Annotated in this window: 11 protein-coding genes, 1 tRNA gene and 2 pseudogenes; 7 read left to right on the top strand and 7 right to left on the bottom strand. The window is 58.0% G+C overall.

Features of this window, described 5'->3' with window-relative positions:
• Positions 1-21 precede the first annotated feature (21 nt).
• A tRNA-Met gene (locus G6K99_RS21840) sits at positions 22-98 on the top strand.
• Between the two features lie 363 nt (positions 99-461).
• Here G6K99_RS21840 and G6K99_RS21835 read toward each other — a convergent pair.
• The 4 genes and pseudogenes from G6K99_RS21835 to G6K99_RS21820 form a co-directional block, all read right to left on the bottom strand.
• Positions 462-575 (bottom strand): annotated as a pseudogene (locus G6K99_RS21835) (transposase); the annotation flags it as partial.
• A 209-nt stretch (positions 576-784) separates the two neighbouring features.
• A complete protein-coding gene (locus G6K99_RS21830; RefSeq protein WP_156466544.1) occupies positions 785-1,324 on the bottom strand; it encodes a hypothetical protein in 540 nt (179 codons plus the stop codon).
• Between the two features lie 76 nt (positions 1,325-1,400).
• Entirely contained in the window at positions 1,401-2,138 is a 738-nt protein-coding gene (locus tag G6K99_RS23590; protein WP_200933918.1) for a CPBP family intramembrane glutamic endopeptidase, read from the bottom strand.
• A 51-nt stretch (positions 2,139-2,189) separates the two neighbouring features.
• On the bottom strand, positions 2,190-2,588 hold the full coding sequence (locus tag G6K99_RS21820) for a DNA breaking-rejoining protein (RefSeq protein ID WP_174197869.1): 399 nt from the start codon (positions 2,586-2,588) through the stop codon (positions 2,190-2,192).
• A gap of 269 nt (positions 2,589-2,857) precedes the next feature.
• Here G6K99_RS21820 and G6K99_RS21815 point away from each other — a divergent pair, with 269 nt between their 5' ends.
• Together G6K99_RS21815 and G6K99_RS21810 are read left to right on the top strand one after the other, a co-directional pair.
• Complete coding sequence (locus tag G6K99_RS21815; protein ID WP_174197868.1) at positions 2,858-3,547, top strand: permease; 690 nt, start codon at positions 2,858-2,860, stop codon at positions 3,545-3,547.
• A 400-nt stretch (positions 3,548-3,947) separates the two neighbouring features.
• On the top strand, positions 3,948-4,397 hold the full coding sequence (locus tag G6K99_RS21810) for a phage regulatory CII family protein (protein WP_174197867.1): 450 nt from the start codon (positions 3,948-3,950) through the stop codon (positions 4,395-4,397).
• A 77-nt stretch (positions 4,398-4,474) separates the two neighbouring features.
• Here the strand turns inward: G6K99_RS21810 and G6K99_RS21805 are convergent.
• Positions 4,475-4,773: pseudogene (locus tag G6K99_RS21805) on the bottom strand (IS3 family transposase); the annotation flags it as partial.
• 425 nt (positions 4,774-5,198) lie between these two features.
• Here G6K99_RS21805 and G6K99_RS21800 point away from each other — a divergent pair.
• A complete protein-coding gene (locus G6K99_RS21800; RefSeq protein WP_174197866.1) occupies positions 5,199-5,360 on the top strand; it encodes a hypothetical protein in 162 nt (53 codons plus the stop codon).
• Positions 5,361-5,417: 57 nt separating this feature from the next.
• On the opposite strand, the gene G6K99_RS21795 is transcribed toward G6K99_RS21800, so the two are convergent.
• The gene (locus tag G6K99_RS21795; protein WP_113111297.1) at positions 5,418-6,149 is read right to left on the bottom strand and encodes an SDR family NAD(P)-dependent oxidoreductase; all 732 of its coding nucleotides are present in this window, start codon (positions 6,147-6,149) and stop codon (positions 5,418-5,420) included.
• 82 nt (positions 6,150-6,231) lie between these two features.
• On the opposite strand from G6K99_RS21795, the gene G6K99_RS21790 reads away from it, so the two are divergent.
• Positions 6,232-6,624: a helix-turn-helix domain-containing protein gene (locus G6K99_RS21790; RefSeq protein WP_113111298.1), complete on the top strand. Its 393-nt coding sequence runs from the start codon at positions 6,232-6,234 to the stop codon at positions 6,622-6,624.
• A gap of 1,174 nt (positions 6,625-7,798) precedes the next feature.
• Here G6K99_RS21790 and G6K99_RS21785 read toward each other — a convergent pair.
• Positions 7,799-8,164 (bottom strand): helix-turn-helix domain-containing protein, encoded by a 366-nt coding sequence (locus G6K99_RS21785; RefSeq protein WP_062460141.1) that lies wholly within the window; start codon positions 8,162-8,164, stop codon positions 7,799-7,801.
• 301 nt (positions 8,165-8,465) lie between these two features.
• Here G6K99_RS21785 and G6K99_RS21780 point away from each other — a divergent pair, with 301 nt between their 5' ends.
• Together G6K99_RS21780 and G6K99_RS23585 are read left to right on the top strand one after the other, a co-directional pair.
• On the top strand, positions 8,466-9,149 hold the full coding sequence (locus G6K99_RS21780) for an EthD family reductase (protein WP_174197865.1): 684 nt from the start codon (positions 8,466-8,468) through the stop codon (positions 9,147-9,149).
• 329 nt (positions 9,150-9,478) lie between these two features.
• Entirely contained in the window at positions 9,479-9,736 is a 258-nt protein-coding gene (locus G6K99_RS23585; protein ID WP_174197864.1) for a DUF3253 domain-containing protein, read from the top strand.
• Positions 9,737-9,742 lie beyond the last annotated feature (6 nt).

The raw sequence follows: 9,742 nt of genomic DNA, 5'->3' as shown, positions 1-9,742 counted from the left end.
GGCAACGCCAAATTCGCTTGGCGCGGGGTGGAGCAGCCCGGTAGCTCGTCAGGCTCATAACCTGAAGGCCGCAGGTTCAAATCCTGCCCCCGCAACCAACAAAACGTGTAACAGCATCCATTCCTGCTTGCGCTCGGCCAGCAAGGCTTCGCAGCGCAGGAATTTTGTTTTGTCCGCTGGCATTAAATTCTCCGGCGGAACGTCTGTGGAGAAAATCCGCTGAGTGCTCACTCCGCACTTCCCTTGAAGCCTAGCGCGACGCGTCTTGGGCAGCCGAAATGGCGGCAAGACGGCCATGGATGGTCGGCGCCGCTAACCTTCCACTCAACATTCATCTGGCTTCGATGAGAGCCACGGCAATTTTCGATATGCCAACTGGCTCGGTGACATCAACCGCCGGAGGCGCGAAGCTTCCACATCGCGTAGTTTTTCAGCCGATTGCGGTGATCCCGGCAAAGTTAGAATATCGCCTCGGAAATCTCGTGCATCCCGCAGAGATCAGCCGCCTCCGCGCCGGCCTGCTGCTCTCGCACAACACCGATAATCTGCTCCTCTGTAAATCTCTGCTTCTTCATGTGTCCGTGCTCAACGGTCCTGGCTCTAAACATTTCTGGCGAAAGTTCGCAGTGGCAGGTAACGGTCGTAAAGCGGCATGAATCAATCGCACCGTCAGCTTAAGGGGTCCAAGTAGTCCGCCGAAACTCCAGATATGAGATTGTGAGGCCGGACTACTATGTGGCTAGGGTTGTCTTTCAATAGGTTTCGCAAGATCGGGTCCATTTAACTAGTCCCGAACAACGCGTCTGAATGCACCGGACGAATCGAAGCGGCACTCGAACGTGGTGACCCGCGATCCCTCGGGTGGGAACTGGCCGTAGACGGTAAACCCGCCCCCCGTGCGCTCCACCGGGAGAGTAAGGATTTCCTGAGGCCTGCGGCCGAACGTGGCTGATGCTTCTCCCTGGCAGAATTTACCCATGCTTCCGATGGAGACCCTCTGCCGCGACTTCGTTTCGATGTCGCGTTCCGGCGGCGGTGAATACGTGTTGCCGCGGAACGGGAAGTCCGGCTTGTCGCCACGGGAGTTCGGACATTCGTAGCTCATGGAGTACCAGGTCACCGGTCCTGGAACGCTGTCGCCGAGGAGCCCTCCGGCGTGGCTTTCACTGAAAAGAACGTGGTATTCACCACCGCAGACGCGCTGGGCTTCCTGGATGCATGCTCCGCTGTTGCCCTTGCACTTCGTCTGGTGAACGTCGTTTGCGGACGCGGGGAGGGCCGACAGCAGGACCATGCCCATGAGAGATTTCGCTACGAGACGCATTCCAAGTCCTTTCGTTCGAACGTTGCGGCACGAAGGCCATGAGGTGGATTTCTTAGCGACCACTGGCCTTCGAGGTTCACTCCACTGCGTTGATCGGCACGTGGCCGAACTCCAACATGAAGACAAATCCAGTCCAGTCATTGATGATATGGGCGCCCGCGGAGACCCAGAGATTTCTCGTGACGATATAGGCGAGCGTGAGTATCAGGCGGGCAAAACCGATGCCGATGAGAGACTGTGCAAAGTGCCAGTCATAGGTCGGCAGATGCGCCGCGCCGAAGAGCAGAGACGAAACGACAACGGCGATAACGATCCCCAACCTTCGTGACAGGTGCAAACGCTGTACGCACAGCCACAAAACAGCGAGGAAAGGCAGTATTCCGAAAAGCTCTTCCCCTACCAACTGGATGCCGGTCACGAGAAGCGTGGCACTCACCTGGGTTGCCGACATCGCGGCGATCGCATCCGCGACGGGATTGGAGTAAAGTTCGAAAAACTGTTGCAGGACCAAGCCCATCGCCATGGATCCCAGCAGCGTAGCAACCCCGAACAGCACCATCAGCCCCACGGATCGAAATCCGACAGGACGGAACAGGCAGTTCCAGTGTGGCCCGGCTACCTTGCGAAGCGCCAACACGGGGACTGCGACGAACAGCAGCGCCGGAATGAGATTGTAGGGGAAGGTGCGAAGGGGAACGAGGGTGAGCACAAGCAGAGCGCTCGCCAACGATACAATGACAAGGAGCCAGCCCGGTCCATCAATTTCGACGGGCTTGCCGTTGTAGAACGGGAAATCGCGATCGGTTGAAATCACCCTTCGAACCTCGACATTTCCGGACGCCCGTGTCGCACGCGGTTCGGATGACTACTCGACGTAGAGCGTGAGGTCGTAGCTCGCGGTCTCGTTGCGCCTTGCTGCATTGCGCATCAGGTAGACGTCGATGACATATGTGCCGCTGGACGGGATCGTGATGCTGGTGCCGTTGCCATCGATCGAGCTATTGTAGAGAGCCGCATCGGCGCCCGGAGCGGTCACATTGAAGTAGAGGCTTGTATTACGGGAATCGAGCTGGACGCTCATCTTCTGACCCGCCGTAACCGACAGCGCGTACTGAACCGTCTGGTAGCCTTTGATCGATGATTTGATGGTCGAGCTCGAGGATCCCGTAGCAAAACGAACGGTCTCGCGCCGCATCTCGTCGGCGACGGAGGGCACGGCTGCCATCATGGCGACCCCGAATATCAGGCTTTTCATCATCTTCATCGACTGGCTCCTCCCGTTCAATCTACGAGCAACGTCTCTGGAACGGCTTGGCACCTTGACGAAGTTGCTCGAATTCACGTGACGACCTCCTGGCGTCTATTTCAAAAACCTACATTAGCCGAAACGACATGGGAAGCCTGTTCGGCCACGTCCTTCATTGTGGCAGCTACACGCCTGCGCGCAAAGACGGGCTCTGCACAGTGACGTCTGGCGCCGACGCTGGTAAGAGGGTCCAACCACACGCAAGCATCAACGGGAAGGACTGGCACGTGGACTTCATGAAACTGCTGAAGTCGCTCGAAGAGCTTCTCTACGAGCTGGTGTCGTGGTTGGTCTTTTATCCCGTTACCATGTGGCGTGCCGTCGTCAGGCCACTCAGCATGATGCGCTACGCAGACATCGAACTCGCCGACGAGCCGGAAGAACAGTATCAGGACACGCTTAGTCCGCCCCTGTTCCTGCTCATTACGTTGCTTCTTTCACAGGCGCTGTCTGGAGCACTGCCATCGGTCTACGATCCGACGGAAGCTGCCCGCGAGCTCGGCTCGGGCTCCAATCTTCTGATCGCAAGAGGGGTGATCTTCGGTATCTTTCCGCTCTGCATGGCGGTGACGCTGCTGCGATCGAAGAGGGTCAGGATCACCCGAAATTCTCTCCGCCCGCCCTTCTTCAGCCAGTGCTATGTCGCAGCACCCTTCGCCTTCCTTCTCGTGCTGGGCCTCAATTTCTTCAGCATGCCGCAGGAGCAAGGAAACCTTGCCGGCGTCGTCGCAATGGCGGTTGCCACCATCTGGTACGCGCAGGCGCAGGTCCGCTGGTTCAGGCACGACCTTGGCGTCGGCGCGCTGAAAGCCATCGCTATTTTCGTTGGAGCATTCCTGTTTGCCACCATCGCGGCGTTTACCGTTGCAGCGGTGATCACTCTCGACGCCAAGAGCATCGCTCCCAGCCCTGGTTGATTAACTGGCGGAGAAGAGCGACCGGTGGTGCCATGACGTCATTTTCGTCCGTGACGGATGATCAGCCACATGGGGATGAAAACTCCGATGACGGCCCAGAGAACTACGGAGGCACCGAAGTGAAGTCTTCCTGTTTCGGCAAGTGATATGCCGAGGACAATGGCCGCTACGGTTGTCACAAAGACTGTGACGGACATGATGATCCAGAAATGCATAGTCATTCCATGATGATGTGGTCGGCACGGTACTTCACAGGACCATCCCAGCCGACGGGGGTCACGCCGGCCTCGGCGCAGATAGAATCTCAGACGGGCTCTCGCGATCAAAACGCGTGCGCCGTTTTGACGGCCTTGCAGCCTCAGGGCCTCTGTGTGACGATCCAACACTCAGGAGGGACCTCATGAACCGCGGCGAAGATTTTGCCCACATAGTCTACACGCTTCTCGTGGTGGAGAAGCAGATGTCGGTTGAGGAAGCGGCCGCCGCCTTGGGGATGAGCTACGCCTCGCTTCACTCCCGGCTGATTGCTCGCAGCCCTTTTTCCGCCGACGAGATCCAGGCTCTGATCAGATTGTTACCGGACCCGAGGCTGGCGTCTTATCTTCTGGACGGAAGCGTCTTTATGGCAGCGGAGCGTATAATGCCTCCGGTCGAGGGACGCCTTGCCAACGAAGCGGTACAAAGGGGAGCGACAAAGGTCGTGGTCGAAGCGGCCGATATCCTTGAGCTTGTGGACGCTGTGTTGGCAGGCGGCGGGCTGGACCACCGTCAGAAGAGGCTTCTACTGAAGGATATCGTTGAGGCCGAACGAGCGCTCGCAACACTTCGGTCGCAGATCGCAGATGCTTGACCGACCGAGACAGCAGGCCATCAACGATACAAGCGGTTCTGATCCAAGCTGCAAGATTGAACGGTTGTAGCCGCCTGAAACAGTGTTTTCCAACTGATCACGAATTCGACCGCTTCGGAGTTCCCCCAAGGCCCGCCCCGATGGATGACCTCGGCTTGTAGAGACCGTTGATCGTTTCGGTGAGGGCGTTGTCGTAACTGTCGTCGACGCTTTCGATAGAAAGCTGGATGCCAGCTTCTGCCAACTGCATGGTGTATTTAACGCCCCTGTCCGAGTGATGCACGAGGGCGCCTCGATGAGCGGCACGCCGAGCTTGAAGGGCCTGCTGCAAGGCATCGAGGATAAGGCGAGCATGCGCCGCCCGCCCGCCCGCCCACTCGTGCAGCGTGGCTGGCGAACCGCCGATCTTGGCCGCTATAGATGAAACGGCAGCGCAGCGTGATGAATGCTCGGCTGGCTGTCCAGCACCATACGGATGGCAACCGCACGGACTTCAGGTGAAAACTCGTTCTTTGTCTTGGTCATGACGACTCCACTTTCTCAGAAATTGGAGCCTCCGGCAAACCCGGCGCGGTTCACTGGGAAATAGACGCAATCGGCAGGCACTTGAAACTGAACGACGTCGAGGTGCCGAGACCTGGTCCGAAGTGGTCTTGATAAACGGGAACGCAGTCGCACTGATTACCGTTACAGGATGGTTGTCGAGACAGGACGCGGACGCCTCACAATCTCCGATTCACGCCGTGCTCGGACCCTGCCGAAGAAGTCGTCGGTCTCGAAGAGGGTGCTGCACGGTTTGAATTGGGATCCAACGTCATCTCGGCGGCAACGCCGGACTTGATCGACGGCCTGCGCACCGGTACTGCCCACACGCCTGCCTATCAGACCTTGTGTGGCTTCTGTCCGGGTGTGCTCGACGAATACGTCGCGATGCCGGATTCGACGGAAGACGCCAAAGCCTAGCAGGGACCAAGGATGTACCCGACCAATTTGGGACGGGTACATCGTTTCAGCGGCTTCTTAGACCTGCCGCAAGCCGCCGTCGACGCATAGTTCAGCACCGGCGATGTAGCTCGCGTCATCGCTCAACAAGAACAAGGCCGCCGCAGCCACTTCTGAAGGCCGCGCCATTCGTCCCATCGGGATTGGCGCAACAATTGCTGCGCGCGTGTCTTCGCCGACTGCAGCCATCATATCCGTATCTGTTGGGCCGGGTGCAACGACGTTGACCCGAATGCCCCTAGGTGCAAGTTCTGCCGTCCAGGTTCTGGCGTAGGATCGAACGGCCGCTTTGGTTGCGCAGTAGCTTCCGTAAGCCGCGTAACCCGCGTTCCCGGCAATGGACCCGACGAGGACAACCGCGCTGCCTTCTGGCATTGCTGGAAGAGCTGCCTGGAGGCCGAATACCATTCCGCGAACGTTGACGTCGAAATGGCGGTCGAAGTGCTCCGGTGTAATCTCGGTGATCTGCGAAGGTTCGGAAATACCTGCATTCAAAACAAGCGCGTCGATACGACCGTATGCTTTGCGCACTTGTTCGACAACGGCGACCATGTCTTCCGGCGAGCTTGCGTCGGCGGTAATGCCGACCGCGCCATGGCCGATGCCTTCGGCCGCCTTGTCGGCCTCTTCACCTCGACGGCTGGTTACGAAGACATTTGCGCCTTCTGCAGACAGCCGCTCGGCAATCGCGAGGCCAATACCTTTCGCGCCGCCAACGACCAATACAACCTTGTTACTCATGCGATCCATCGAAAATCCCTTTCACTGAGTAGTCTGGGAATGATATACGATGGATATCTGATATCAATTACGCACCTGGAATAGCCTAGATATGGACGAGTATACCGACTTGGAAGCCCTCTCTCATCGCGCGCTTTGCGACATGCCCCTAGTTCGCCCGGTGCTCGATAAGATCGCTGACAAGTGGACAATCCTGATACTGACAGTCATCTGTCCACGACCCGCGCGCTTCAACGAAATCAAGCGGCGTCTCGACGGTATCACTCATAAGGCTCTGGCCGACGCATTGAAGAGGCTTGAGCGGAACGGCCTTGTGACGAGAACCGTACTCCCGACGCAGCCGATTGGCGTCGAATATGCGATCACTCCACTGGGCCATTCTCTGCGGCAGCCGTTTGAGGCATTGTGCGCGTGGGCAGCGGCTAACGGTGAGAAGGTCGAGGCAGCCACGCTACGCTATGACAAGACGGGGAATCGTCGTTGACCGTCTTGTCATGACCTCTGTTGGCGCCAAGCAAGCAAGTCGTCACAAATTTAGACGTCGGGTTTCGTTGCGCCAGGACGGATTGAACGTTCACCTCCGCGCAGTGGACGACTGCGTATTATTTCCGGTTATGTCTGCTGAATAAGGCGACAACGCTATGAGGATGCGTCATCCACAAAAAACAGTCTCAAGTTTCGCGCGGACTGATCGGCAGATTCACTAATCCTTAGAGGGAGGTCGTTCTCATACGCTGCAAGTTGTGTTTCCACACCGCCGGATTTTGAGACGATAGTTTTTGCAAGCTCTGCACGATCTTACAGGGCAAGGTTTGCGCCTTCGCCCGCGAAAGGCGTGAGGATATTGACGTGACTTTGTGACGCTACCCTACCGCCTCGGGAGGAATCGAGCCAATAAGCATGGCTCTCAGGTCTTTCCGGTCAATTTCCGGGCGATTGCCGATAGGGTTGCCGGGACTGTCGAACAGAATACGACCTTCCTTGTCGACCACGCGTTTGCATCGTCACCAGGCGGGACAAGATCAAGGAAGGTGTCATAGAGCTCCGCAGCTTTCAGAGCGATCTGGCCGTTATGCTCATGGATATCGAGAAGCCCGCCTTGTCCTCTTGTTATCGCGGATAGCTCTGCTTCATAGATGGTGGCGGGGGTGCCGTGGAGATGGAGTACGGGCAAGCGTCAGGCCACCGAGACCAGGGCCAATAATCGCAATTGCGTTTCGCAATGGAGCGCTCCTGCCAATGCATGCCTGTAGCGTTTGGAACCGCCGAGCCAGCTTGCCTGCTCGCATAAGGCGGTTGCTTCGGGAGACGCTGATCAACCAGAACGCGGTGCTCGGCTGACTTGTACTCTATGGCCTAAAATAGCCAGTGGTTTTTCGCGGCACATATATAATGAATTTGGAACTGGAGAAAGAGAACGGTATCATGAGCGGTCGTACCGCGCGCCAGGCCATGTCCGCTGCTGGCGCAATTCTCAGGTTGTTGCGGACTTTCAACACCAACTAAGTCAAAGGTATTCTTGAGCAAGTCACGCTCGACAAACCTTAAAAGCTGTCTCCTATGACCAGCCCAATTCCTGTTCACCTCCGACCAGCAAAGTCCAGCAATCCTTGGAGGCCGGGACGTCGCTGTTGAGGTCAAATCGGCGGCGCATCCGGTTACGCGGCGTCGCGGCCGTCGAACGCTTGGCGCGCGCGCTCCACCGCATCTAGATGCTCCATGGTCCAGGCATGGAGTGCCTGAAAAGGGCCGAGTAGCGAACAGCCAAGCGGCGTGATGGTGTATTCAACCCCAATTGGCGAGGTCTCTATGACCCGGCGGGAAATGAGGCCGTTGCGTTCCAGCCGCCGCAAGCATTGTGTCAGCGCCTTCTGCGTCACGCCCCCCAGGTGCCGCTTGATGCCATTGAAGCGCATAGGTCCCGCGTCCAGCACGCTGAGCACCATCATCGACCACTTGTCGGCGATATTGTCGAACAGCGAGCGGCTGGGACAGTTCTCATCAAAGTGCTGGCAGACGGGCATGGGGTTTCCTTGGTGATACCTAGGCGACTGTAAGTGCGTTCTTGCAACTTAGTAGCAGAAGTATACCTATCTCGCAAATCAAGGAAGGAGGCGCATCCCGCGTACTACCGGCTGCGGGCGGCAGGCGTCGTCGGCCTGCTCGACCGATCTGCTTCGTCTAGCGTCGGTGAAGTAACGTGACCGGCCGATCAAGTTAGGGCGTTCGGTCACTCCCAAGCAGCAAGATCATCCGCAGCCGGGAAAAGTCAGCAAGTAATCAATTTAACCAAGTCAATCGACACAACACAGTCAGGAACCTTCCGTGATCCGCTTCTTCGCCCTCCTCCCCCGCCGCCCCGATATCGACCGCCAGCGCTTCCACGACCATTGGCGTCACCCGCACGGCACCATGGGCCGCCAGATCCCGGGCATGCTCACCTACGTCCAAGGGCACCAGTTCGACACCGACCGCCTCGGCCCGGGTCAGGACAAGTACGACGGCGTTGCCATGCCGTCGTTCGACTCCCCGAAAGACGCCGCCGCACTGGTCGACGAGCCCTTGTTCGTCGACAACATCCGCCCCGACGAGCCGTTGTTCCAAGACCTGCCGAATGTCATCTTCTTCATCACCGAGGAGGATGTAATCGTCTCGCGGCCTCCAATGGGTGCCGTATCCGACGTTGATCGACAATGGGACGTGCTGGAGCGGCCGACCAGCATCCATCTCCTGCAGTTCGTGCACCTCGATGGCAATCCCGGCTGGGCGGGTGCTGATGACGCCGAGCTCGGCCTGCGGATCGGCGCGCTGCGTCACGCGGTGAACCGGCCGAGCGCCGAGGTGCACGGCGACGGCGCACCGTTCCTAGGCGCCCGCCAGTTGTGGTGGCCTACATTGACGGCGTTCCAGGAGGGCGTGGACGCCGATCGGGCCGCCTTCGACGGGCTCCTCGCCCAGGCCGGTCAAGCCGTCACCATGTTGGCGGTCTCAGAGCGGTTTGTGCGGTGAGGCGGAGTTTTTTGGAGCGGCCGACAGGGCGCTAACCCTGCCGACCCTTTACTCCTTATCTGATCGGACTAACCCGCAGAGACACTGTCAAGCCGCTGCGGGTTAATCGGACTGAAGGGGAGCGCTGAAGGTCGCCATAGGGAGATGAGAGGTTTTCGTATCGCTTTGCCTTAAGGAGGTCGATCTCTCCCCAGCTCAACACGGAGCCGTCCAGTCCACCACCACCGCTGTGAGGTGTATTCCGCAGAGATGGTCTTGCCTGATGCTTTGCTGAGACAATGTAACTCTCAAATGACCAGCGAGACAGTTCAATTAGATGAAGACGAGCCATGAGCGCGAATGCGGAATCGACCATTTTGTGTTTTGTCGCCAGTCGACCTGATGGGACGACGTGCCCGAGCGAAGTTGCGCGCAGCCTTGCAAATGATCACAACGCTCCGCTTGAGTGGCGTGACTACATGCCAGCCGTCCATGAAGCGGTTGATGCCTTGATTGCGCGACGAGAGATCACCCTTTCCTGGAAATCTGTCGTAATGGGGGAGAGAGCCGGTCCCTACCGTATAAGTGCTCGCAAGCAAAATCTCTAATGCCGA

This window comes from Neorhizobium sp. AL 9.2.2 (assembly GCF_013317225.1).
GTDB classification, from domain to species: Bacteria; Pseudomonadota; Alphaproteobacteria; order Rhizobiales; family Rhizobiaceae; genus Neorhizobium; species Neorhizobium soli.
Note: the sequence above shows the minus strand (reverse complement) of the source record. Positions and strands in the feature narration are given on the sequence as shown.